21 protein-coding genes are annotated in these 24,050 nt (G+C 75.1%); 11 read left to right on the top strand and 10 right to left on the bottom strand.

Going from position 1 to position 24,050, the window contains the following annotated elements:
• Positions 1-30 precede the first annotated feature (30 nt).
• Both RIU97_RS35230 and RIU97_RS35235 read left to right on the top strand, forming a co-directional pair.
• A complete protein-coding gene (locus tag RIU97_RS35230; RefSeq protein ID WP_404961548.1) occupies positions 31-702 on the top strand; it encodes an alpha-ketoglutarate-dependent dioxygenase AlkB family protein in 672 nt (223 codons plus the stop codon).
• A gap of 43 nt (positions 703-745) precedes the next feature.
• Entirely contained in the window at positions 746-2,005 is a 1,260-nt protein-coding gene (locus RIU97_RS35235; RefSeq protein ID WP_404961549.1) for an ROK family protein, read from the top strand.
• A 68-nt stretch (positions 2,006-2,073) separates the two neighbouring features.
• Here RIU97_RS35235 and RIU97_RS35240 read toward each other — a convergent pair whose 3' ends face one another.
• Entirely contained in the window at positions 2,074-2,646 is a 573-nt protein-coding gene (locus RIU97_RS35240) for an ATP-binding protein (RefSeq protein WP_404961550.1), read from the bottom strand.
• Between the two features lie 199 nt (positions 2,647-2,845).
• Here RIU97_RS35240 and RIU97_RS35245 point away from each other — a divergent pair, with 199 nt between their 5' ends.
• The 3 genes from RIU97_RS35245 to RIU97_RS35255 all read left to right on the top strand — a co-directional run bounded on the left by RIU97_RS35245 (position 2,846) and on the right by RIU97_RS35255 (position 4,952).
• On the top strand, positions 2,846-3,991 hold the full coding sequence (locus RIU97_RS35245) for a PLP-dependent cysteine synthase family protein (protein WP_404961551.1): 1,146 nt from the start codon (positions 2,846-2,848) through the stop codon (positions 3,989-3,991).
• Positions 3,992-4,347: 356 nt separating this feature from the next.
• A complete protein-coding gene (locus tag RIU97_RS35250) occupies positions 4,348-4,587 on the top strand; it encodes a hypothetical protein (RefSeq protein ID WP_404961552.1) in 240 nt (79 codons plus the stop codon).
• On the top strand, positions 4,584-4,952 hold the full coding sequence (locus tag RIU97_RS35255) for a hypothetical protein (protein WP_404961553.1): 369 nt from the start codon (positions 4,584-4,586) through the stop codon (positions 4,950-4,952). The genes RIU97_RS35250 and RIU97_RS35255 overlap by 4 nt, the downstream gene beginning before the upstream one ends.
• Here RIU97_RS35255 and RIU97_RS35260 read toward each other — a convergent pair.
• Positions 4,924-5,412, bottom strand: coding sequence for an SRPBCC family protein (locus RIU97_RS35260; RefSeq protein WP_404961554.1), 489 nt, complete (start codon positions 5,410-5,412; stop codon positions 4,924-4,926). The genes RIU97_RS35255 and RIU97_RS35260 overlap by 29 nt on opposite strands.
• 255 nt (positions 5,413-5,667) lie before the next feature.
• Here RIU97_RS35260 and RIU97_RS35265 point away from each other — a divergent pair, with 255 nt between their 5' ends.
• On the top strand, positions 5,668-8,094 hold the full coding sequence (locus RIU97_RS35265; RefSeq protein WP_404961555.1) for a hypothetical protein: 2,427 nt from the start codon (positions 5,668-5,670) through the stop codon (positions 8,092-8,094).
• Here RIU97_RS35265 and RIU97_RS35270 read toward each other — a convergent pair.
• The 5 genes from RIU97_RS35270 to RIU97_RS35290 form a co-directional block, all read right to left on the bottom strand.
• Positions 8,036-10,501: a right-handed parallel beta-helix repeat-containing protein gene (locus RIU97_RS35270; RefSeq protein ID WP_404961556.1), complete on the bottom strand. Its 2,466-nt coding sequence runs from the start codon at positions 10,499-10,501 to the stop codon at positions 8,036-8,038. The two genes, RIU97_RS35265 and RIU97_RS35270, sit on opposite strands and share 59 nt — an antisense overlap.
• A 211-nt stretch (positions 10,502-10,712) precedes the next feature.
• Positions 10,713-11,321 (bottom strand): hypothetical protein, encoded by a 609-nt coding sequence (locus RIU97_RS35275; RefSeq protein WP_404961557.1) that lies wholly within the window; start codon positions 11,319-11,321, stop codon positions 10,713-10,715.
• Between the two features lie 223 nt (positions 11,322-11,544).
• Positions 11,545-12,369 (bottom strand): MOSC domain-containing protein, encoded by an 825-nt coding sequence (locus RIU97_RS35280; RefSeq protein WP_404961558.1) that lies wholly within the window; start codon positions 12,367-12,369, stop codon positions 11,545-11,547.
• 52 nt (positions 12,370-12,421) lie between these two features.
• A complete protein-coding gene (locus RIU97_RS35285) occupies positions 12,422-12,931 on the bottom strand; it encodes a DUF6643 family protein (protein ID WP_361755388.1) in 510 nt (169 codons plus the stop codon).
• 246 nt (positions 12,932-13,177) lie between these two features.
• The gene (locus RIU97_RS35290; protein ID WP_404961559.1) at positions 13,178-14,356 is read right to left on the bottom strand and encodes a glycosyltransferase; all 1,179 of its coding nucleotides are present in this window, start codon (positions 14,354-14,356) and stop codon (positions 13,178-13,180) included.
• A 668-nt stretch (positions 14,357-15,024) separates the two neighbouring features.
• Between RIU97_RS35290 and RIU97_RS35295 the strand changes: the two genes are divergently transcribed.
• On the top strand, positions 15,025-15,816 hold the full coding sequence (locus RIU97_RS35295; protein WP_404961560.1) for a glutamate racemase: 792 nt from the start codon (positions 15,025-15,027) through the stop codon (positions 15,814-15,816).
• A gap of 117 nt (positions 15,817-15,933) precedes the next feature.
• Positions 15,934-17,562, top strand: a complete 1,629-nt coding sequence (locus RIU97_RS35300; protein WP_404961561.1) for an ABC-F family ATP-binding cassette domain-containing protein — start codon at positions 15,934-15,936, stop codon at positions 17,560-17,562.
• Here the strand turns inward: RIU97_RS35300 and RIU97_RS35305 are convergent.
• Together RIU97_RS35305 and RIU97_RS35310 are read right to left on the bottom strand one after the other, a co-directional pair.
• Positions 17,514-18,476, bottom strand: a complete 963-nt coding sequence (locus RIU97_RS35305) for an ADP-ribosylglycohydrolase family protein (RefSeq protein WP_404961562.1) — start codon at positions 18,474-18,476, stop codon at positions 17,514-17,516. The two genes, RIU97_RS35300 and RIU97_RS35305, sit on opposite strands and share 49 nt — an antisense overlap.
• Positions 18,455-19,045 (bottom strand): TetR/AcrR family transcriptional regulator, encoded by a 591-nt coding sequence (locus RIU97_RS35310; protein ID WP_404961563.1) that lies wholly within the window; start codon positions 19,043-19,045, stop codon positions 18,455-18,457. The genes RIU97_RS35305 and RIU97_RS35310 overlap by 22 nt, the downstream gene beginning before the upstream one ends.
• Positions 19,046-19,211: 166 nt before the next feature.
• Between RIU97_RS35310 and RIU97_RS35315 the strand changes: the two genes are divergently transcribed.
• On the top strand, positions 19,212-20,282 hold the full coding sequence (locus RIU97_RS35315) for an FAD-dependent oxidoreductase (RefSeq protein WP_404963054.1): 1,071 nt from the start codon (positions 19,212-19,214) through the stop codon (positions 20,280-20,282).
• An 80-nt stretch (positions 20,283-20,362) separates the two neighbouring features.
• Entirely contained in the window at positions 20,363-20,878 is a 516-nt protein-coding gene (locus RIU97_RS35320; protein WP_404961564.1) for a hypothetical protein, read from the top strand.
• A 15-nt stretch (positions 20,879-20,893) separates the two neighbouring features.
• Here the strand turns inward: RIU97_RS35320 and RIU97_RS35325 are convergent, their stop codons facing one another.
• A complete protein-coding gene (locus RIU97_RS35325) occupies positions 20,894-22,432 on the bottom strand; it encodes a hypothetical protein (RefSeq protein ID WP_404961565.1) in 1,539 nt (512 codons plus the stop codon).
• A gap of 226 nt (positions 22,433-22,658) precedes the next feature.
• Here RIU97_RS35325 and RIU97_RS35330 point away from each other — a divergent pair, with 226 nt between their 5' ends.
• Positions 22,659-24,047, top strand: coding sequence for a hypothetical protein (locus RIU97_RS35330; protein WP_404961566.1), 1,389 nt, complete (start codon positions 22,659-22,661; stop codon positions 24,045-24,047).
• The last annotated feature ends 3 nt before the right edge of the window (positions 24,048-24,050 follow it).

Raw genomic sequence — 24,050 nt, forward strand, 5'->3', positions numbered from 1 at the left:
CTTATCAGCCCGCCCGCGACAATGGGGGACATGGATGGGGAACTCTTCCCGCGCGAGCGGACCGTGATCGCTCCCGGCGCCGTGCACGTGCCCGACTGGCTCGGGGCCGAGCGGCAGGCCGAGTTGCTCGCGGCCTGCCGCGCGTGGGCCCGTCCGCCGGCCGGCCTGCGCACCGTACGGACCCCGGGCGGCGGGGTGATGACCGCCCGGCAGGTGTGCCTCGGGCTGCACTGGTATCCGTACGGGTACGCCCGCACCGTCGTCGACGGGGACGGGGCGCCGGTCAAGCCGATGCCGGGGTGGCTCGCCGAGCTGGGGCGGGAGGCGGTGGCCGCCGCGTACGGGGGCCCGGGGAGCGCGACGGACCTGCCGGACCCCGCGGCGGCGTACGACATCGCGCTGATCAACTTCTACGGCGGCGACTCCCGCATGGGCATGCACCGCGACGCCGAGGAGAAGTCCGCGGCCCCGGTGGTCTCGCTCAGCCTCGGCGACACCTGTGTCTTCCGCTTCGGGAACACCACCTCGCGCGGGCGTCCGTACCGGGACGTGGAGCTGTGCAGCGGGGATCTCTTCGTCTTCGGGGGCGCGAGCCGACTGGCCTACCACGGAGTGCCGAAGGTCCTGCCGGGCACGGGCCCGCAGCCCCTCGGGCTGACCGGGCGGCTGAACATCACACTCCGGGTCGGCGGGCTGGGCTGAGCGGCGGCGTCCGGCACCCTCCGATCATGCGAGGATCGATGTCATGAACGGCAACGGGGCCCCGCCGCGGGTGGGGGACGTGACCACGCCAGCCGCGTCCACGACCGCCACGCGGACCAGGCTGGAACGCGGTCGCGGTGCGCTCGGGCCGGCGCTGGAGCTCGTGCACACCGGCCGCGCCCCGACCCGCGCGGTCCTGACGGCCGAGCTCGGGGTCACCCGTGCCACCGCCGGAGCCGTCGCCGCCGAGCTGGAGGCGCTCGGGCTGATCCGCGTCGACTCCCGCCCCGGCGGGGCCGGCGGCGCCCAGGGCCGCCCCTCGCACCGCCTCTCCGTGGCCGAGGACGGCCCGGTGGCCCTCGCGGCCCAGGTGCACTCGGACGGCTTCCGGGCGGCCCTGGTCGGCCTCGGCGGCCGCATCGTGGCCACCGCCCCCGGCAAGGTCACCGTCTCCGCCGACCCGGCCCAGGTGCTCGGCGCGGTCGTGGAGGCGGGCGCCGAACTGCTCGCGGACAGCGGCCGCCGCTGCGTCGGCGCGGGGCTGGCCGTCCCCTCGGCGGTCGCCGAGCCGGAGGGCACCGCGCTGAACCCGCTGCACCTGGCCTGGCCGGCCGGTTCTCCCGTACGGGCCGTCTTCGCGGAGTGCGTGAAGGCGGCGGGGATCGACGGCCCGGCCCTGACCGGGAACGACGTCAACCTCGCGGCACTGGCGGAGCACCGGCACGGCGCGGGGCGCAGCGCGCAGCACCTGCTGTGCGTGGCGACCGGACACCGCGGGGTCGGCGGGGCGCTGGTGCTGGACGGCCGCCTGCACAGCGGCAGTTCGGGCCTGGCCCTGGAGGTCGGTCACCTCACCGTGAACCCCGAGGGGCGGGCCTGCCACTGCGGCGGCCGCGGCTGCCTTGACGTGGAGGCGGACCCGCTGGCCTTCCTCACCGCGGCGGGCCGCAGCCCCGGCCCCGAGGTCTCGCTGCTCCAGCAGGCCCGCGACCTGCTGCGCGACGAACCCGCGGAGCCGGCGGTACGGGCCGCCACGGAGGAGCTGATCGACCGGCTCGGGCTCGGCCTCGCCGGCCTGGTGAACATCCTGAACCCGGACCGGATCATCCTGGGCGGCCTGCACCGGGAACTGCTGCACGCCGACCCGGAACGGCTGCGCGCGGTGGTCGCCGACCGCAGCCTGTGGGGGCGCAGCGGAGGCGTGCCGATCCTGCCGTGCACCCTGGACCACAACAGCCTGGTCGGCGCGGCCGAACTGGCCTGGCAGCCCGTGCTCGACGACCCGCTGGGAGCCTTGGCCTAGGCCGTCGCTTCCGGATCCTTCCGGGCGCGGGGCCTCGGCGGGCGGGGCGGGGCCGGGGCAGGGTGGGGCTACCCGGGCCCGGCGCCGACCGGCGATGCCACGGGCGACGCCACCGGCGAGGCCACCGGCACGCCCGCCCCGACGGCCCCCGGGTCGACGGAGACCAGCACCGTCCGCGCGGGTTCTCGTACGGGCCTGGTCTCGATCCGCACCGGCTGCGGGGGCGCCGCCTGGGCGGGAGCCGCCGTGAGCGAGAACCACACCACCTTGCCCGGCCCGTCGGACTGCTGCCGTGCGCCCCAGGACTCGCTGAGCGCCGCCACGAGGGCGAGGCCCCGTCCGCAGGTCTCCAGCGAGCCGGCCTGCGCCTCGTGGAGCACCGGAAGCCGCGGATCGCTGTCGATCACCGAGACGGTGAGGCGCCCGAGGCGGAGTTCGATCTCGACGGTGCAGGTCTTGTCCGGCTGCGCGTGGCGGTGGACGTTCGTGAGCAGTTCCGTCACGCCGAGCGCAGCCCGGTCGATGAGCGGGTCGAGCTGCCAGTGGCGCAGTTGTGCAGAAACGATTCTGCGGATTTGGCCGATCCGCGACGGCATGGCCTGCAGTTCGACGACGCAGTGCCTGCGGGAATGTGTGATCACGGCTGCGACTCCCCGACATGAGTGTTACGGGTGCTGCACCCTCGGTAATGCTCCACCAGGGTCACCCACGGTGCCGCGCAGTGCAACCGAACGCGATCGAAAGCGATGTGCATGGAAACCCAAAGCGAACGTTTGTGCAGGTGAGCGAGGTACATTGCGAAAGGAGGGGGCGAATTACACCCATGAAGGAGCGCGGCGCATGAGTACCACCGGCACCACCAGCAGCACCGGTACGACGGCCACCACCGTCGACGTCGACCGCAGCGACGCGGACTACCGCGCCTGGCTGAAGGAGGCCGTCCGGAAGGTCCAGGCCGATGCCAACCGCTCCGCGGACACCCACCTCCTGCGCTTCCCGCTCCCCGAGGCGTGGGGCATCGACCTCTACCTCAAGGACGAGTCCACCCACCCGACGGGCTCCCTCAAGCACCGCCTCGCGCGCTCGCTCTTCCTGTACGCGCTCTGCAACGGCTGGGTGCGCCCCGGCCGCCCGGTGATCGAGGCCTCGTCCGGCTCCACCGCCGTCTCCGAGGCGTACTTCGCCAAGCTGATCGGCGTGCCCTTCATCGCCGTCATGCCGCGCACGACCAGCCCGGAGAAGTGCCGGCTCATCGAATTCCACGGCGGCGAATGCCACTTCGTGGACGACCCGATGAAGATGTACGAGGCGTCGGCGGAGCTCGCCGCCCGTACGGGCGGGCACTACATGGACCAGTTCACGTACGCCGAGCGGGCCACCGACTGGCGCGGCAACAACAACATCGCGGAATCGATGTACCAGCAGCTGAAGCTGGAACGTTTCCCCGAGCCCGCCTGGATCGTGGCGACCGCCGGTACCGGCGGCACGTCGGCAACCATCGCGCGCTACGTGCACTACATGCAGCACGACACCCGCATCTGCGTCCCGGACCCGGAGAACTCCTGCTTCTTCGACGGCTGGACCAACAACGACCCGGACGCGAGCAGCGATTGCGGCTCGCGCATCGAGGGCATCGGCCGGCCGCGGATGGAACCGAGCTTCGTGCCCGGCGCCATAGACCGCATGATGAAGGTCCCGGACGCGGCGAGCGTCGCCGCCTGCCGCGCGCTGGAGACGGCCATAGGGCGCAAGGCGGGCGGTTCGACCGGCACCGGCCTGTGGAGCGCCCTGAAGATCATCTCGGAGATGGTGGCGGAGGGCCGTACCGGCAGCGTCGTCACCCTGCTGTGCGACCCGGGCGACCGCTACCTGGACAAGTACTACTCCGACGAGTGGCTGGCGGCGCAGCGGCTCGACATCGCCCCGTACACGAAGACCATCGACACCCTGCTGACGACCGGGATCTGGCGCGAGCCGTCGGCCTGACCGCCCGTTGCCGGAGCCTGCGGCCCGCCCCGCCAGGCCCGACCGGCCCGACCGGTGGGTGGCGCGACTGCGACGGTCCGGGGATGAAAACGCCCTGGGCGCAGCCGAGTCGGCTGGCTACGATGTGCGGACTTTTGAGCACGGCGGAGCTTCGGGGGAGCCATGGCCGGCATCGAGTACAACAGACCGGAACGGGACGCGCGTACACGGGCCCAGACCGGTGCGGGCGGGCGGCCACGGCCGGTTGACCGGCCGGACCGGCCCCGGACCGGCCCCGGGCCGAGTCCCGGGCGACGCAGCTGGAGTGTCCGAGCTGCCGCCGCTCCGACGAGGTGCGGGCCGTCCCCGCCATCTGCGTGAGCGGGAACACCAGGTACCAGGAGGACGCCGGCGGCGACCGGAGCGCCGGCTCCCTCGAGGTCGTCCCGAGGCTGGCCGAGGCGCTGGCCGTCGCCCCGCCGCCGCCGGTGACCGCGGGGCGGACGGCGCTGGGCGTGCTGCTGGTCCTGGTGTCCATCGGTACGTTCATCGGCGGCGCGCAGGGCGGGAACTGGTTCGCCGACGCGCCCGCGGCAGAAGCGACCACGGGTCGATGACGCTCTGGGGCGGCGCGACGTGGGCCACCCCGCCCGAGCCCGAGGGTGAGCTCCTGTTCCTGGCCTGGATCTCGGCGTTCGCCCTGCTGGGGCCGGTCCTGCTGATCGTGTCGACCGTGCGGGTCCAACGGGCGTTCCGGGTCCGGATCGCGGCCGGCCGCGACGCCGCCGAGGAGGTGTGGTCCCGCGGCTGGTGCTGCGCACGGTGTGCGGTGGTCCACTTCGGCACCGGGCCGGCGATGACCCTGCAGGAGTTCCGCAGGGCGGTCTGGGGTGCCGGCGGCTACGGAGAGCTGGCCGAAGTGCACCGCGCGACCGGCACGGCGGCCGATCCGGCTACTGATCCGCCGCGCGCCGGGCGGTGAGCCGCCCGTCCAGCGTGCGGACCGCCGTGCGGAAGGAGTGGCCCAGGCCCGGGCGGGCGGCCGTCAGGCCGAGGCGGAACGGAGCCGAGCCGTCCGCGGCGAAGGTCCAGCGGACGTGCGTGCCGGAGCCGGCCGGGGTCAGCCGCCACTCCTCCAGCAGGGCCCGTACTCCGGGGGCGTTGGTCGTGTCGACCCGGTACGCGTAGCGCTGCTCGGGATCCGCCGCCATGATCGTCTCCTGGAAGCGCACCCCGCCCATCAACCTGACCTCGCGGCCCGCGCCGCCGTGCGTGGGCCGGGCCAGGGTCACCGCCTTGAACCAGCCCGGCCAGCCCGCCACTTCCTCGGCGAGCGCCTGGTACACGGCCTCGGGCGGCGCCGCCGCCTCGGTGGTGAAGACCAGCCGGACCGGCGCGTCATCGATGAAGTCCAGCCCCACCGGACGGAGTCGGCGAGCCATGGCGGTACCCCCTGGGACGAGGTTCGGGTCTGCGTGGCCGTCACCATAGCCGGGCGGCCCCGAGATGTCCGCTGCGATCTCGCACGGATTCGCGGCCCGGTTCCCGGCCCGGTTCCCGGCCCGGTTCCCGTACCGGTTCCGGTCTCGGTGCTTTCACCCCGCGCGGGGGATTCGCGCGGCGCGGGGCCTGGGCACGGGAGGCGGCGCGCGGGATGCTGGAGTCGCGCCGATCCCGCCCCGCGAGCGGAGGCCGCTGTGCCGGACCGTCCCACGCCCGACCATCCCCTCGCCCTCGAACTCCTCGTCCACGGAGTCGCCGGCGCCGCCCCCGGCGAGCTGCTCGGCGACCCGCGCACCGTCCGCGTCACCGGGGACTCCACCGCCGCCGTCTTCCGCCGCACCGAGGACGCCGACGCCGAAGCGCACCCCGAGCGGTACGCCGGGCGGCCCGTCCCCGAGGCCTACTGCTGGTCCCGGCTGACCTCCGGCAACGGCGCCCGCGCCCTGTGGCTGCTGCTCCTGCCCTTCATGGTGGCCAACCTCGCCCACTGGGCCCGGCCCGCCACGCCAGCCGCCGACCCCGCCCCGCGCGCGGTGCGCACGTACGGGGTCCTCGTACGGATCCTCGCGCTCAGCCTGACCGTGCTGCTGATCGCGGCCGCCTGCGAGGTCGCGCTCGACCTGCTCGCCTGGCAGTGCGCGGGCTCCCGCACCTGCACCCGCTCCCGCTCCTGGCTCGGCTTCCTCGCCCCCGGAGGCGGCTGGTGGGCCCAGCCGGGGCGCCGCCTCGCCCTCGGAGCACTGGTCCCCGCCGCGCTGACCGGGCTGCTCTGGTTCCTGTCGAACCGCACCTGGAGCGCCTACGAGTCCCAGCCGCCGCCCGCCGGCTCCGCCGACCCGGACGCCGCCGCCGACCCGGACGCCGCCGCCGACCCGGACGCCGCCTCCGACACGGCGCCCGCCCTCGGCCGCCCGGGATTCTGGTACGGCCGCCGGATCGTGGCCCGGCTGCGCGCCGCACACACCGCCGCCGGGCTGCTCACCGTGGCGGTGGCCGTCGCCGTGCCCACCGCCCGCTACGACCGGCGGGCCGGTGCCCCCGCCCTCGAAGCCCTCGGCTGGACCCTTCAGGCACTGCTCGCCGCCGGTGCCGTCACCGTGGCCTGGGTCGTCTGCCGGCGCGGCCGCTCCGAAGTCCGGGCCGACCACCGGCTCGACCGGGCCGCCGTCACCCTGCTGCCCGGCGCCGCCCTCGCCCTGCTCGCCGCCGTCCTCCTCCACGCCTGCTGGTCGCGACCCGGCTGGGCCTCCACAGGACGGCTCCCGGGGGACTTCGCCTTCGGCGTGCTGATGCTGGGGCAGGGCTGCTGCGTGCTCGTCCTCGCCGCCGTCGCCCGGTCCCTGCACCGACGGGCCCCCGATCCGGCGCCCGCCCTGCACGGCCTCGGCGGGCCCGCCGTCGCCATGCTCGGCTGCGCGCTCGGCGGGATGATGTCCGGCGGGGTCGCCCAGCGCGTCGCCGACTGGCTGGACGGAGGCGGCACCCCCGGGATGGCCGGCACCCCGCTGCCCGGGCCGCCCGTGCTGCTGTCCTGGCAGGCCGCCGTGTTACCGCCGATGCTCCTCGTGCTGGCCCTGCTCGCCGTCTGGTTCGCGGTGCGCGGAGCCCGCTCGCGGGCCCGGCTCGCCGGGTCCGTGGCATCCGAGTACCCGGGGGAGGCGCCGGACGGGGCCCGCAGCCGCCGGATCGCCGGGGCGCGGACCGCGGCGGCGCTCACCGACTCCGCGCCCTGGTTCGTGGCGGCCGTCTCCGGGGTCACCCTGGTGCTCGGCGCGGGCGCCCTCGCCGGAGCCTGGCTCAGCGGACAGGTCCCGGGCGAAGCGGCCCGCGGGACCCAGCCGTTGCTGGAAGGCGCCGCCCGCGCCGCCCAGGACACCGGGTCCTGGCTCATCGGCCTCGGCATCGCCGTCTTCGTCACCTGGGGCCGCCGCGCCTACCGGGACCCCTCCGCCCGCCGGACCATCGGCATCCTGTGGGACGTCGGCACCTTCTGGCCGCGCGCGGCCCACCCCTTCGCGCCGCCCTGCTACGCCGAGCGCGCCGTCCCCGACCTGACCTGGCGGATGGCCGGCTGGACCGGCCGCACCGGCGGCCGCCTGGTGATCTCCGGCCACTCCCAGGGCAGCGTGCTCGCCGCGGCGGCCGTCTGGCAGCTCCCGCCGCCCGCCCGCCGCCGGGTCGCCCTGCTCACGTACGGATCCCCGCTCGGCCGCCTCTACGGCCGCTGGTTCCCCGCCTACTTCGGTCCCGGGCCGCTCGCCGCCCTGCACCAGGAGGTCGACTGCTGGCGCAACCTCTGGCGGCCCACCGACCCCATCGGCGGCCCGGCGCTTCCCGGCGCGGGGCAGGAGGTGGACCGCGGCCCGCTCGCCGATCCGATCGCCTACGGACGCAGCGCCCGCCACCCGCTGCCCGCGCCGATCCTGGGCCACTCCGACTACCAGGCCGATCCGGCCTTCGCCGCCGAACGCGGCGCGCTGCTCGCCCGGCTGGACGAGGCCGCACGGGGCTGGGGGCCCCGCCCAGCGGTAGCAGGGGGAGTGCCCGCCCAACAATCCCGCGTCAGCAAGGAGCGGGCAGGGCCGGCAGGGCCGGGAGATCCGCCGGGAACAGCAGGGTGAGCTCGTCCGTACTGGGCTCCGACAGCTGGGCCACCCGGCCCGCGTGCCGCTCCACCATCGACTCGAAGGTCTGGCGCGCGGTGCGGCCGTTGCCGAAGGCCGGACCCCTGGGGAGTTCCGTGAAGTACGTCAGCAGGGCCTCGGAGGTGCCCTCCCCGAGCCGGTACTCGTGCTCCTCCGCCTGTTGCTCCACGATCCGCAGCAGTTCCCCGGGCCCGTAGTCGCCGAAGGTGATGGTCCGGGAGAACCGCGAGGCCACACCGGGGTTGACGGTCAGGAAGCGGTTCATCTCCGCCGTGTACCCGGCGACGATCACCACCACCGCGTCCCGGTGGTCCTCCATCAGCTTCACCAGCGTGTCGATCGCCTCGCGCCCGAAGTCCCGGCCCGAGTCCTCCGGGGCCAGCGCGTACGCCTCGTCGATGAACAGCACCCCGCCGCGGGCCCGCTCGAAGGCCTCCTGCGTGCGGATGGCCGTGGAGCCGATGTGCTCGCCGACCAGGTCCACACGGGACACCTCGACCAGGTGACCGCGCTCAAGTACCCCCAGGGACGCGAGGATCTCCCCGTACAGCCGGGCGACCGTGGTCTTGCCCGTGCCGGGGGAGCCGGTGAAGACCAGGTGCCGGCGCACCGAGGCCGCCTTGAGACCCGCCTGCTGCCGCCGCCGGCCCACTTCGATCATGTCGGTGAGCGCGCGTACCTCGCGCTTGACGCTGTCCAGGCCCACCAGGGCGTCGAGCTGGCCCAGCACCTCGCCGGAACCCCGCACGCCCCCCGCCGCGCCGCCCTCCGGCCGCTCCGCCGAGGGCCGCGGTACAGCTGCGGGCGCCTGGGCCGGCTGCGGCACGGAGCTCTGCGCCGCCGTGACCGTACGGATCCCCGCCTGCGCCCCCGCGAATCCGCCGCCCGAGGCCGACTGGGCCGCCAGGCGCGGGCCGGACTCGTCGCTCGTGCACTCCTCGGCGAGCGGCCCGTCCTCCGCGAACTCGTAGCCCCCGCGGGCACAGCGCTCGGTGTGGCAGCGGGTCAGCGTGGTGCGGGCGCCGTCTATGACGTGGAAGCCGAAACTGGAACTGCCCGTCACCCGGCAGGCGGTGAAGGTGCCGCGGCCGCCCGCCGACACGTAGAACCCGGCCTCGGCGGGGGAGGTGACCGTGCACCGCTCCAGAGCGGGGTCGGCGCCCTTGGTGACGATCACGCCGGTCTGCACGGCGTCGATGGTGCAGTTGGCGAGCGTGCCGCCGCTGCCGTGGTCGCGGAACCAGGCCCCGGTGGCCGCCTCGCGGATCCGGCAGTCGTCGAGCTGCGCGGTCGCCCCGTCGCTCACCGAGACGGCGGTGTTGCGCACCTGGGACAGGTCGCTGTCGACCACGTCGACGCGCGAGCCCCGGTCCAGCACGAACAGCGCGTCCGGCACGTCGTGCACCCGGCAGGAATCGAGGGCGACGGTGGCGCCGTCGCTGATCCACACCGCCGGATAGTCGCCGGTGCTGTCGTGGATCTCGCAGGCCTCGGCGTCCACCCGGGTGCCCGGGTCCCACACGGACAGCCCGTTGCGGCCGAAGCGGCGGACCGTGGTGCGGCTGAGCGTGAGCACCGAACGGGACCGGAGGTCGACGGCGTTCTCCGGGATGTCGTGGATGTCGCAGCCGGCCAGGGTGAGGACCGCGTCGGTGTCGAGGGTGACCCCGTCGGCCGAGGTGCGGTGCACCGCGCAGTCGGTGAGCCGGGCCGTCGCGCGCGCCGCGATCTGCACCCCGGTGCCCTTGACCTCGTACACCTCGCAGCCCAGCGCCTCCAGGCCCGAGCCCTCGCCGGTGACCGCGATGCCCGCGCCCGTGGCGTGGTGGACGCGGCAGCGCTCCAGCCGGGGCCGGCCGCCGCCGCGCACCGAGATGCCGGTCTGCCCGGCGGCCACGACCTCGCACTCTTCGAACACCCCGCCGCCGCCGTCCAGTACGGCGATCCCGACACCGGCCGGGTTCTCCACCGTGCACCGCCGTACGAGGGGCCTGGCCCCGGGGCCGCGTACCTCGATGCCGGCGGCCGAGTGGGTGCTGACCCGCAGATCGGTGAGCTCGGGGCAGCCGTCCTCCACCAGCAGCGCGGGCGCCGCCCGGTCCTGGCCCTCCAGGTACAGGTCCTGGACCACGGCCGAGGCGCGCACGGTCAGGGCGACCCCGTCGAGCGGGGCGATGCGCACCGACCCCAGCCCGGCCTCGGGCCCGCGCAGGGTGACGGCGTGGTGCAGCACCAGGTTCTCCCGGTAGGTGCCGGGGGCGACGGTCAGCACGTCCCCGTCTCCCGCGGCGGCGAGCGCGGCGGCCAGCGTCGGATATTCACCGGAGCGGCGCCGCCAGCGCGAAGACCCGCCGTGCGTCACCTGGACCGTGCCCTGAACCATGGTGCTGTCGTGCCCCCACCCTCGTACTCGCGCTGCCGATGCGACCGAAGCCACTGAAGTCTGAAGCCACCGGAATCACTGAAGTCACCGGATGCGCCGCAGCCGATTCGTGTGGTTCAGAGCCGTGGGAACGGCTGGGGCCACCGAAGCTGCTGGAGCGACCGATCCGGCCGCCCCACCGTAGCGCGCGCGGAGCCGAAGAGGTGCCAGGTCAACTGCCCGCGCCCGCTCGACCCCAGTCCGGTCCGGCGGCCGCCCAGGCTCGGTCCAGACGTATGTACCGCCGATGCACGAGCCGTCGTACGACCAGGCGCCGGACCGTCTCGCCCAGCGCGGCCACCCCGATCGCCGCGGCCAGGCCGGCCATCCCCGCGTGGAAGGCGGCCGCGGACGGGTCGAGCGGCTGCCCGACCAGCCGGCCGTGCGCATCGGTCCATATCCGGAACCGGTCGCCGGCGCGCGGCGGTTCCTCCGCGGCCGGCACGGTGCCCTCGTGGCTGCTGCCGTCCGGCGCGGTCCACGAGGCCACGATCTGCGTACGGTGCGGGGCGGTCCGCTGCGCCGACGCGTCGGCGGGCACGTCCGCCGCCGCCGGCGCCGGCCGGACCACCACGGCCGGAACGAGATGACGCTCCTGCCGCTGCTCCTGCGCCGCCTGCTGCAGTGTGCCGTCCACCCGCAGGCCTGCGACCCATCCGATGGCCGGAGCCACCACGAGCACGCACACCAGCGCGGCGAACGCCACCCACGCCTCGAAGAGATCGGTCGGCCGGCGCAGCGGATTGCGCCGCCAACGCCACACACCCATTGCTGTCCGCACGGTCCGGCTCCCCCAACTTGTGCCAGTCTCCCTCTGCCCATGTGTCCTGACTGATCCAACGGCGTGGTCGTGCCTGTTGGTTCCAGCGAGGATGCGGAGCCCCCCGAAGGTGTTATTCCGGGTCGGCTGGTCAGTGCCGGGGCGTCCGTGTCATCCGTGCCGTGCGAGTCACCCGCGTCGTCCGGGGCAGGAGGCGTCATTCGCGCCATTCACATCATTTACGTCATTCCAGGACGCGAACCTCGTCGCCGACGCGCACCGTGCCCAGCCGCACCGGCACCAGGAGCCGCCCGAACGCCAGCGACTTGCCGATCCGCCGGTACTTCCCCAGCGTCTTCAGCGGTTCCTTGCCCCGCTCCGCCGTCGCCTGGTCGGTGGTGGTGACGACGCACCGGCCGCATTCCCGTGCCCCGCGGAAGACGGCGTCGCCGATCGCGACGCGCCGCCAGCCGTCCTCCGCCCACGCCTCGGCACCGGATACCACCACATTGGGGCGGAAACGGTTCATGGGCAGCGGACCCTCCTCGGGATGGTCCCCCTGCGCGATCAGAGAGTTGAGCGCGTCCAGCGAGGCGAGGGTGGTGATCAGCAGCGGATAGCCGTCGGCCAGGCTCACCGTCTCGCCGGGCAGTGCGTAGTCCGGATCCACGGGACGGCGTACGGACGGATCGTCCAGATGTATCAGCCGCACCGGCTCATGCAGGTACGCGCTGAACCAGTCGGCCGCGGCGCTCGCCGCGACCACGGTCTCGACCTTCTTCCCGAACAGGACGACCGGCTCCAGCGGACCCGGCTCGGGCACCTCCACGACCAGCTCCGCCATGCCCGGCGCGGTCACCGCGATCCGGCCGCCGGCCATCGGACGGGCCGCCGCCAAGGCCAGCTGCGGATGGCGGCGTTGGGTGATGACCGTGCCCCCGGTGTCGACCAGCGCCCACCGCCGGTCTCCGGACAGACCCCAGGGCTCCACGGTCGCCTCGTCGGGAGCGGTCCCCGCTAGCGACTTGACGGGATGGACGTGGAGCGCCTGGACGTGCAAGTTCGACATGGGGGAATACTGCCAGCCCCCTCCGCTGTCCCGGCGCCTGTCGGCGGCCCGGTCAGTAACCACGCCCCTGGTACTGGCGGCCGTACGGGTCCTCGTACGAGGCGGCCGGCACCGGTGCGGGCACCTGCATCGGACGCGGCGCGGCCGGGCGCATCGCCTCGTACCCGGTGGCCATGGCGGCCGGGCGGGGCTGTTGCGGCTGGGGCTGGGGCACGTATCCGGTACGCGCCGGAACCGGCTGCTGCTGCGGGATGTACGGGGCGGGCGCGTGCTGCAGCGGCATCGGCTGCGGGGCGGCCTGCTGCTGGTACGGGTAGCCGTAGGCCGGGGCCTGCTGTTGCTGAGGGGCGGCCGGCGGCAGCGCGGGCAGCGCCGACGCCAGGGCCGGCAGGTACCCGCCGCTCGAATATCCGGCACTCGGAGACTCGTAGGCGGCCGGAACGCGGATCGGGGCGATCTGCGGGGTGCCGCGTTCGGCGACGAGGGAGTCGTAGATGGGGGTGTCCGGGAAGGAGGGCGCGGAGTAGTAACCGCCGCCATAAGTGGAGCGGGGGGAGGTCATGGGACCTAAGTTAAGCCCACGACTTCACCGGGTCCATAGCGAGGTGCCGTCAACACCGCCCTGACCTGCATCTTCGCAGGTCAGGGCCTCACCTTTCACTTGACGTTCACGTGCACGATTCGCCACTTCCACCCCACCTTGTTCCTACTCGTACTCACCGGTTGGGTGTTGCACCGACTTCGTGCTGACGCAGCGTCACAACGCGGTGACCTCGGATGACTCGGTTTCGGCCGACAGTTCGTCGTTTCAGGCGTCGCTGGGACGGGCATAGGTACGGCCCTTCCATGACGCACCGCGACCCCGGTAGTGCTGAACGGCCGAGTCGACGGTCATCAGGAGGTACAGAAGGGCCGTGAGCGGAAGCAGTGGCGCGAGCACGGCGGGCTGCCCGTAGTAGCGCAGCATCGGCAGGTACGTGCCGGCCATCAGGAGCCAGGCGAGCCCCCCGGCCCAGGCGACCGCGGGGTGTCCGGTCGCGAGCCCCGTCAGGAGGGCGGCCGGGGGCACGAGGTAGACGAGCACCAGCCCGGCGACCGTCCCGGCCAGCAGGAGGGGCTGGTGGCGCAGTTGCGCGTAGGCGCTGCGCGAGACCATCCGCCACAGGTCGGCGAGCGCCGGGTACGGGCGCACGCTGTCGACCCGCTCGGCCAGTCCGAGCCAGATCCGGCCGCCGGAGCGCTGGACCGCGCGGGCGAGGGAGACGTCGTCGATGACCGCCTGGCGGATGGAGTCGGGGATCCCGGCGCGCACGGCGGCCTCGGTGCGCAGCAGCACGCAGCCGCCGGCGGCCGCCGCGGTCCGGGCGGAGTGCCGGTTGATCCGGCGGAAGGGGTACAACTGGGCGAAGAAGTACACGAAGGCCGGTACGACGAGCCGTTCCCAGAAGCCGGCCACGCGCAGGCGGGCCATCTGCGAGACGAGGTCGAGGTCGGCCGAGGTCGCGGCGGCGACGAGTTCGCGCAGGCTGTCGGGCTCGTGCGCGATGTCGGCGTCGGTGAGGAGGAGGAAGTCGGGCTCGGTGGCGTGCGCGGTGCGGGCCAGCGAGATGCCGTGGCGCAGTGCCCAGAGCTTGCCGGTCCAGCCGGGGGCGGGGTCGCCGGGGGAGACGACGGCGAGCGGGAGCCCCGGCTGGCCGGCCGCGAGCCGGAGCGCGAGGCCGCCGGTGCCGTCCGCACTGCCGTCGTCGACGAGGATCACCTCGGCCTCGCCGGGATAGTCCTGGGCGAGGAGCGAAGGCAGGCTCAGGGGCAGTACCTCGGCCTCGTCGCGTGCGGGGACGACGATCGCGACGGACGGCCAGTGGGTGGGGGCGGTGCGCGGGGGGAGGCGGACGTCGGTCCGCCAGAACATGCCCTGGGCGAGGGTGAGCCAGAGCCATGCGGCGAGGGAGGCGTAGGCCGCGCAGGCGGCGGTGAAGAGGCCCATGGCGGCAGTGTGCCGGGCCCCGGCGGGCGTGTCGCGCATCCGCCCGCGTCGGGTGCGGCGGCCCTCGCCGGGCGGGCGGGCGGGCGGGCAGGGCCTGCGACCGGGCCGGCCGGCGCGTGGCCCGTGGCTCCGTGGGGCGTGCCCGCCCGGTGGCGTGCCCGGGGGCGTGGGGCGTGACGTGTGGGGCGCGGTGCGTGGCACGTGGGCCGTGGCGTGTGGCGCGTGCCCGGGGGCGTCGGGCGTGACGTGGCCTGTGGCGTGCGGGCCCGCGGGCCCGTGCGCGGCCCGTGGCGTGTGGCGTGTGGCGCGTGCCGGGGGTGTGGGGCGTGGGGCGTGCCCGGCGCCCGTGGCGCGTGGGGCGTGTCGTGCGGCACGTGGCGCATGGGCGTGGGGTGCCCCGTGCCCCGTGCCCCGTGCCCCGTGGCCCGTGGGGCGTGACGTGTGGCCCGTGGGGTCCTGTGTCTGCGGCGGCCGGGGGCGGTGGGGGGTCCTGTGTCTGCGGCGGCCGAGGGTGTCGGATGGCCCCATGGGGGCGGAGGTCGAGGGTGTCGGTTGGGCCCTGTGGGTACGTGGGCGGGGGCGTCGGGTGGCCCCATGGGCGTGGTGGTCGGGGGCGGGGAGTTGGTGGTGGAGGCCCGGGCGGGGTGGGGGTCGACTAAGGTGGCCCGGTGAAGATCGCGCTCATGGACTCCGGAATCGGCCTCCTCGCGGCGGCCGCGGCGGTGCGTCGGCTGCGGCCGGACGCGGACCTGGTCCTGTCCTCGGACCCCGACGGGATGCCCTGGGGTCCGCGGACCCCCGCCGACCTCACCGAACGGGCGCTCGCCGTCGCGCGGGCCGCCGCCGAGCTCCGCCCGGACGCGCTGATCGTGGCCTGCAACACCGCCACCGTGCACGCCTTGGACACCCTGCGTGCCGAGCTGGAGCCCGCCATCCCGGTCATCGGGACGGTACCGGCGATCAAGCCCGCCGCGGCCGCCGGCGGCCGCGTCGCGATCTGGGCCACCCCCGCCACCACCGGCAGCGCCTACCAGCGCGGGCTGATCCGCGACTTCGCCGACGGGGCCCGCGTCACCGAGGTGCCCTGCCCCGGGCTCGCCGACGCCGTGGAGGCCGCCGACGACGCCGCCGTGGTGGACGCCGTGGCCGCGGCTGCCGCGCTGACCCCGGCCGACGTCACCGACGTGGTGCTCGGCTGCACGCACTACGAGCTGGTCGAGGGCGCCATCAGGGCCGCCCTCGCCGCGCGGACGGGGGGAGCCGAGCTGGTCTACCACGGCTCCGCCGAGGCCGTCGCCGTCCAGGCGCTGCGCCGCCTCGGCTCCCGGCCCGAGCCCGCTCTGCCCCGCACGGGCGCACTGACCGTACTGCGCAGCGGGCGCGAGGGGTCCCTGCCGGCCGCCGCGCTCGGATACGCGGAGGGCCGGCTCCTGGCGGGCCAGGGCGCGCCCGTCGGCTGACGGCCGCCGACTGACGAGAGGCGGCGAGACGAATCGTCTTGCGTAAGGTCCGGACGTCGTTTACGGTTGTCCGTGTAACGAGACGATACGGTTCGTTTCAATCCGAAGGGATCGCCCTTGCGTGCTCCACTCGCCTCCACCCAGATCGTCCTGTCCGAGGTCACCAAGAGCTACGACACCCGTGTCGTCCTGGACCGCGTGAGCTGTACGGTCCGTCCCGGCGAGCGGGTCGGCGTCGTCGGCGACAACGGCTCCGGCAAGTCCACCCTGCTCCGCCTCCTCGCGGGACGGGAGCGGCCAGACCGCGGCGAGGTCACCGTCACCGCCCCCGGCGGCCTCGGACACCTCGCGCAGACCCTCGGCCTCCCGCCTTCCGCCCGCGTCGGCGACGCGGTCGACCTCGCCCTCGCCGACCTGCGCGCACTCGAACGCCGGATCCGCGCCGCCGAATCCCGCCTGCACCGGGCCGGGTCCGAGGAACTCGCCGCGTACGGGGACCTCCTCGCCGCCTACGAGGCCCGCGGCGGCCGCGACGCCGAACGCCGCGTCGCGACCACCCTGCGCCACCTCGGCGAACGCCACGCGCTCGACCCGGACCGCCGGCTCGGCACCCTCTCCGGCGGTCAGCGCTCCCGGCTCGCGCTCGCGGCGGCCCTCGCCGCCGAGCCGGAGCTGCTGCTGCTCGACGAACCGACCAACGACCTCGATGACGAGGCGGTCGGCTGGCTGGAGGAGCGCCTGCGCGCCCACCCGGGAACCGTCGTCGCCGTCACCCATGACCGGCTCTTCCTCGACCGCGTCACGACCACCATCCTGGAGGTGGACCAGGACCGCCGGACGGTCCGCCGCTACGGCAACGGCTACGCCGGGTTCCTGACCGCCCGCGCCGCCGAACGCGCCCGCTGGGCAAGGGAGTACGAGGAGTGGCGCGAGGAGGTCGCCGGCGCCGAGCGGCTCGCCGACACCAACATCGGGCGGTTCGCCGCCATCCCGCGCAAGCTGCCCCGCGGCTTCAGCGGAGCCGGTGCCTTCCGGGACCGCTCCCGGACCCACGGCGCCGCCGGCCGCATCCGCACCGCCCGCGAACGGCTGCACCGGCTGACCGAGAACCCCGTCCCGCCGCCCCCGCGGCCGCTCGTCTTCACCGGCCGGTTCACCGAAGGCGCCGCCGGTGCGGTGGAGATGGCCGGCGCGGCCGTGCCGGGACGGCTCGAACCCGTCTCGCTCACCCTCGCCCCGGGGGAGCGGCTCCTGCTGACCGGACCCAACGGGACCGGAAAATCCACCCTGTTGCACCTGCTTGCCGGTGAACTGGAGCCCGCCCAGGGCCTCGTACGGACACCCCCGCGCGTGGGACTGCTCCGGCAGGACGACCAGTGGGCCCGCGAACCCCGGTCAGCCGTAACGGTGTTCGGCGAGGCGTACGCCGACCAGGTCGCCCGGCACGGCCTGCTCACCCCGGACGACCTCGTCCGGCCGGTCCGCCTCCTCTCGGCCGGCCAGCGCCGCAAGCTGGAGCTGGCCCGGCTGGTGGCCCGCCCGCTCGACCTGCTGCTCCTGGACGAGCCGACGAACCACCTGGCCCCGGCCGTGGTGGAGGAACTGGAGGCGGCCCTGGCCCACTTCGGCGGAACCCTGGTCCTGGTCACGCACGACCGGCGGCTGCGCGCGGCCTTCCGGGGGCGGCGCCTGGAGCTTCAGCGGGAGCCGGCGGCGACCAGTCGGCCGGCCGCCTCGAGCCGCTGAGCCAGCGCCCGCAAGCCGTCCGCGTCCAGGACCCGGTCTCCGAACCCGGGCAGCGGCACGTGCAGCGAGGCCGTCCAGGCCTCCGGGACCGCCCCCTGTCCGTACCGGGCCCCGGCCAGGGCCCCCGTCACGGCGGCCACCGTGTCGGTGTCGCCGCCGAGGTCCACCGCGGCCCGTACGGCGTCGGCGAACCCGGTGGTGGTGCGCAGCGCCCACACCGCGGAGCCCAGGCAGGGCCACACCGCCCCGTTGAACTCGGTGGCCATCCCGGGATGCCAGTCGGGGGCGAGTACGCGGCCGTACCGCTCGCGGTGGTCCGGGTGCACCGCGGCGAGCGTCCCCGGGAGGGCGGCGAGCGGATCGCCTCCGTCCAGGGCGACGCGGACGAGCTCGTGCAGGACCGCCGTTCCCTCCCAGGCGGCCCGGTCGCCGTGCGTCAGCGCCGCGATCCGGCGCGCGGCGTCCATGGTCCGATCCCGCCCGGCGGCGGCGAAGTACACCGCCGAGGTGGCGGCCCGCATGAGGGAACCGTTGCCCGCCGCCCGGGTGTTGACCTGGAAGTGCAGGGCGGCGGCGAGGTCCCACGGCTCGCCGTTCGTCAGCACGTCCTCCGTCTGGAGGCCGATGTCCTTGGGCTGCCCGGCCGCCCACCGCTGGAACCGGGCGAAGACGTCCGGGAGTTCGAGACCGCCCCGCTCCAGCAGGGACTCGCCGACCAGCACGGCCATCTGGGTGTCGTCGGTCGCCTCGCCCGGATCCCAGCCGCCGCCCCCGCACATCTCCTCCCCGCGCGCGGTCAGTTGTCCCGCCGGGCCGAACTCGTACGGCGCGCCGAGCGCGTCGCCCGCCGCCGATCCCAGGACGGCCCCCACGGCGCGGTCGAGGCGAGTGGTCACGGCATCTCCGCGGGGCATACGGCGGCCAGCAGGCCGCGGGCGAAACGGTCGAGGTCGTCCAGGCCGGCCGCCGCCAGGGTGGCGGGAGCACCGGACAGCAGGTGGGGGATGGCGCCGTGCAGCGCGAGGGTGAGGGCGCGGGCCTGCTCCGGCCCGGCCGGCAACCCGGCCGCGCGCAGCAGGTGCGCGTGCGCGGCGAAGTCCGCCGCGGCGATCGGGTCCAGCAGCGCGGCCAGCCACGGCCGGCGCGTCCCCTCGGTCTGGAGCTCCAGGTACGCGAGGACGCGCGGCCGGCCCGGCCCGGCGACATCCCGCAGCAGCCCGGCGAGCAGTGCCGCGAGCTGCCGGGCGTCGGAGGGCCCCGGCCCGGCTCCGGCCAGGGACGCGGCCAGCGCCCGGTACTGCTCCACACAGCGTTCCGCGACGCCCCGCAGCAGGGCGTCCCGGGTAGGGAAGTAGTTCTTGGCCGTGCCCGTGGGGACGGCGGCGGCCGCGTCGACGGCCCGGTGCGTCAGCCCGCGCCCGCCCGCTTCGGCCAGCACGGCGACGGCCGCGTCACGCAGCCGGTCCCTCCGGTCCTGATTCACGTTGCCATCCTAACTACATCCGTGGTACCACAGATGTAGTACCACGGATGTGGTAGTCGGCCGGACGTAGGTGAAGGGACGCGCCATGAGCAGCGAGACCGAGGCCAGGACCCGGACCGAGGCAGGGGCCGGGCGGGGGCGGGGGCGGGGCGTGGGTACGGCCGTCGTGGTCGGGGCCGGGGTCGGCGGTCTCGCCACCGCCATCGGCCTGCGCCGCGCGGGCTGGACGGTGACCGTCCTGGAGCGCCGGACGGAACTCGACCGCTACGGCACCGCCTTCGGGATCCACCCCACCGCCCAGGCCGCGCTCGACCGGCTCGGCCTCGGCGACGCGCTGCGGGCGCGCGGGGTCCCGTACCGCGACGCCCGGATCCGCCGCCCCGACGGCACGGTGCTGGCCGCCCTCCCGCTCGAACGGATCGAACGCAAGGCGGGCAGGCCGGAACTGCTCATATCCCGGCCCTACTTGATCGACGCACTGCTCGCCGAGCTCGACCGGCTCGGCGGCGTGCGGATCGCGTACGGACACCGCCTCACCGACCCGGCCGCACTCACCGCGGACCCGGACCGCCTCGTCGTCGGCGCCGACGGCATCAACAGCGCGGTCCGCACGGCGTACTTCGGCCGCCGCAGCCGCCCCCGCCCGATCGGCACGGTCGCCTGGATCGGCATCGCCGGATTCGAGACGGGACTGTACGGTGAGACCTGGGGCGACGGCCGCTTCTTCGGCATGACCCCCGTCGAGCCCGGCCGCACCAACTGGTACGCCACCGTCCCCGAGGCCGCCACCGCCCGTGACGTACGGGACGCCTTCGCCGACTGGCACGACCCCGTCCCGCGCGTCCTGGCCGAGACCGACCCCGCCACCTGGATCCGGTACGAGATGCGCCACCTCTTCCCGGCGCTCCCCACCTTCGTCGCCGACGGCCGGATCGCCCTCGTCGGCGACGCCGCCCACGCCATGACACCCAACCTCGGCCAGGGCGCCTGCACCGCCCTGCTCGACGCCGAGGCGCTGACCCGCGCCGTCACCACCCTCGGCGCCGCCGCCGCCGCCGGCGGACCGGCCGGGCTGCCCGGCGCCCTGCGCGCGTACGACGCCGAGCGCCGCCGCAGCGCTCAGCGCGTCGCCTTCGGCTCCCGGACCCTGCACCGTTTCATGACCGCCGGCCGGCCCGCCCTGCGCGACGCGCTCGTCGGCCTGCTGCCCGGCGGAGGGGACGGCGCGGCGCGCTGATCCGACGCGCTGATCCGACGTGCTGATCCGACTGGGCCAGGGCGGTGGCGTACCAGCGCAACGTGAGTACGCTGCTACACATGACGGCTCACCCCCCGGGTCCGTTCTGGACGGGCCGGGCCTCCAACCGCGCGCAGTGGCTGCTCGCAGCGGCCGGTGCGGCCTGTCTGGCGCTCGGAATCGAGCTCGCCGTCGACAACGCCTGGACCTCGGGCTTCGTCCCGCTCCTCATGGCCGTGGCCGGCTGCCTGGCCGCCGGGCTGCTCATCCTCTACGGCACGCTCGCCTTCGTACACGTCGCCGTCACCATCGACTCCGAGGCCCTGATCGTGCGCTGCGGCCACATCGGCCTGCCGCGCCGCACGATCCGGCTCACGGAGGTGACCTCCGCCGAGTTCCTCCCGCGGATCACCCCGCAGCAGTGGGGCGGCTGGGGCTACCGCTGGCGCCCCGAGAAGGGCACCGCGGTGATCGTCCGCCGCGGCGAGGGCTTGGAACTCCGGCTCGGCGACGGGAAGCTCTTCACGGTCACCGTCGACGACGCGGAGGACGCCGTCCGCGTCATCCGCACCCACCTGCGAGCCCTCGCCCGCTGAGCGGGACCGGTCCCGTCAGCGGCGGTGGATGCGGTCCACGCCGTACCAGTTCGACACGCACGAGGCGACCCAGTCCCGCTCGTAGTCTCCCGTGAAGAACGGCTCGGCGAGGGCTCCGATGTAGAGGGGACGGTAGCCCACGTCCTTGCCGCCCCGCGCGGCTTCGGAGCGGATGCGGGAGTTCTGGGCGTCCCAGGCCACGGAGCGGGCGACCGTGCCGGTGGTGAGTTCCCGGACGTTCGGGACGAGCGCGGTCACCGAGGCCAGGGCCAGGCAGCCCGCCGCCACGGCGGCGGTCGCGAGGGCCGCGTCGGCGGAGCGGCGGCCCGCGAGCCACCGGCCGCCCCGGGCTCCCAGCAGTGCGCCGTAGCCGCAGAGCGCGAGTTCCATCGGCACGAGGAAGTTCGTCCACGTACGGGCGTACGTCCACCCGCTCGGGCCGTAGCCGCTGCGCAGGCCCACCACCACCGCGAACGACCCCAGCACCACCACGGGCACGGGCAGCAGCAGCGCGGCGGTCAGCGCCCGGCGCGGGACCGTCCGCCGGGACTCCCGCTTCCCGGGCGCCCGCCCGCGCAGGCAGCACGCCAGGCCCAGGAGGACGCCGACGGCCGCGGCTCCGAGGTACGCCCACTGGCCGGTGACGGAGTCCCACATGCGCAGCCAGTCCGCGAAGGTGCCCCGGAGTTCGCCCGCGGAGAGCAGGGACTCCTCGTCCGGCTGCTGGGCCCGCCGCCACCGGGCGCCGGGGGAGGTGTAGAGCACGACCAGACCGCAGACGAGGCCGGAGCACCACAGCAGGCACCAGGTGAACGGATGCCAGTCCCGCGCCAGGCCGAGCCGGGGCAGGCAGAGCAGCCCGGCCAGGCCGGCGAGCAGCCCGCTGACGAGCGCGAACGGCTCGCTCAGGGTGCCGAGTGCGAAGGCGACGAGGAACGCCGTGACGAAGCCGGCCACGCGGGCGGGGGCCCGGGGGCGGCGGACGGTCCACAGGGCCAGCAGGATCGCCCACACACCGATGACGCTCGGCACGGTGTGCGAGATCGTGGCCGGGGCCCACAGCAGTACCTGGTAGCTGCGGGTGCCCGCGAAGTAGACCAACGCCTGGACGACCAGGGCGCAGGCGGTCAGGACCAGCACCCGGGGCCCGCCGCCGAGGAACCGGACGAGCTCACGCCCCAGCAGGACCAGCCCGGCGGTGAAGCAGACGGCGATGACCGTCGGAAGGATCTTGGTCCCGGCCAGTCCGTCGCCGTAGACGACACCGCTCAGGAAGGCGTTGGCGATCCTGCCGTTCTGGGTCCGGTAGAAGTCGGACGTGATGCCGAGGACCCCCAGATCGCGGGCCTTCCACGCGGCGCACCAGTCGTCGGACGTGGGCCGCACGTAGAGACCGAGGAAGCATCCGACGGCGATCAGGGCCCCGGCCGCCGCGACGAGCGTCGCCCCGGCCGCCGGGAGGAGCCTGCGCAGGACGGGTCTGCGGCCCGTTCCCCCGCCCGCCGCGGGTCCAGCAGCCCGGAGGTCCTCGTCCTCTATCGCAGCCGTGCTCATTCACCACCTCTTCGCAGCGGGCCCGCGAACACCCATCCTGTGCACGGCCCGCCGCCCCCTGCATCCCGGGTGCGCCAGGACGGGTACGGAGCGGCGCGGCTCCTGGGAATTTCCCGGAACCCCTCGCTCACCCGGGCGGCGGGCGTTCCGTGGCAGCCTCCGCCCGCTTCTCCCAGGATGGGGAAGCCGGGTCCGCGCGGATCCGGGGCCGGCGGAGGGAGTGGCGATGCCCGGTGTCCTCGGCTGCTGGGCGGTCGCCACGGCGGCCTTCGCGGGCTTCGCCGTGCCCCTGTGCCCCACGGGCAGTTACGCGCCCCTGTCGACGCTCGTCGCCCCCACCGTCGGACTCCTCTCCAACACGACCGCCGCCGAAGGCGTTCCGCGGTCCGTCGCCGAGGGCGCGCGGTACGTCGAGGGGAGCAACGTCCTGCGGCTGGCGTCGGGCCGGTGGAAGTACCTTCCCGCCGGCGGGAAGGAGTCGGCCGTGGTCGCCGCCGACCATCCGCCGGCGGTGCGGCAGATCGCGCAGAGCCGCGCCTGGCTGGCCTCCGGCCGGGTCCCGGGCAGGACGCCCGCGCAGCGCGCCGCGGCCGGGCGGGCCCTCCTGGCCATGCGCGCCCTGCTCCAGCCCAACGGCGCCGTGGCCGCGGCGTGGAGCCCCGGCTGGAACTACTCCTGGCCGCGCGACTCCAGCTTCGCCTCCGCCGCGTTCGCGCACACCGGCCATGACGCCGAGGCCTACCGGATCCTGCGCTACAGCGCCGCGACCCAGCGCAAGGACGGCACCTGGGATGCGCGGACGAAGCTCGACGCCACCGGCCCGCCCGACGGCAGGTGGTGGCAGCTCGACGCCAACGGCTGGGTCCCCTGGGCCACCTGGCAGTGGTACCGGACGGCCCCGGCGGCCACCCGCCGCGCCCGGCTGGCCATCCTCTATCCGATGATCCGCAAGGCCGCCGACCGCGCGGCGGTCTCCCTGCGGGCGGACGGTCTGCCCCCGGCCTCCCCCGACTACTGGGAGCTGATGACGACCACCACGAACATCGGCACGGCCGCGCCGCTGCTCGCCGGGCTCAACGCCTCCGCGGACCTCGCCCGGGAGGCGAACCGGCCGGACGACGCGGCGCGCTGGGCGCGGGCCGCGCGGCGGCTCTCCTCGGGGATCTCCGCGCGGTTCGCACCCCTGGGATACCAGCGCACCGTGGACGGCCGGCACGGACGCGACAGCGCGGTGACGTTCATGGCGCCCCCCTTCAACACGGCCCCCGCCGGCCTGCCCGGCGCGCTGGACGCCACGTACCGGGCCCTGCTCCTGCCCAACGGCGGGCTGACCCCCGGAAACGACTCCACGGCGCCCTGGGGTGCGAACGCCTGGACGCCCAGTACGGCGCTCTTCGCGCTCGCCTGGGCCGCCACGGGCGACACGGCGAAGGCCGGGCCGGTCCTCGACTGGATCCTCGCCAAGCGGAACTCGCTCGGCGAGCTGCCGGAGAAGGTGGACAAGGAGGGCAGGGCCGCCTCGGTGGCTCCCCTCGCGTGGACGGGCTCGATCGCCGTCCTGGCCCTCGTGGCGCTCGACGGCACGGCCCTGCCCACGCCGCCCACGCGCCCGTAAGGG

The organism is Streptomyces sp. 147326, assembly GCF_045000215.1.
In the GTDB taxonomy this organism is placed as follows: Bacteria; Actinomycetota; Actinomycetes; order Streptomycetales; family Streptomycetaceae; genus Streptomyces.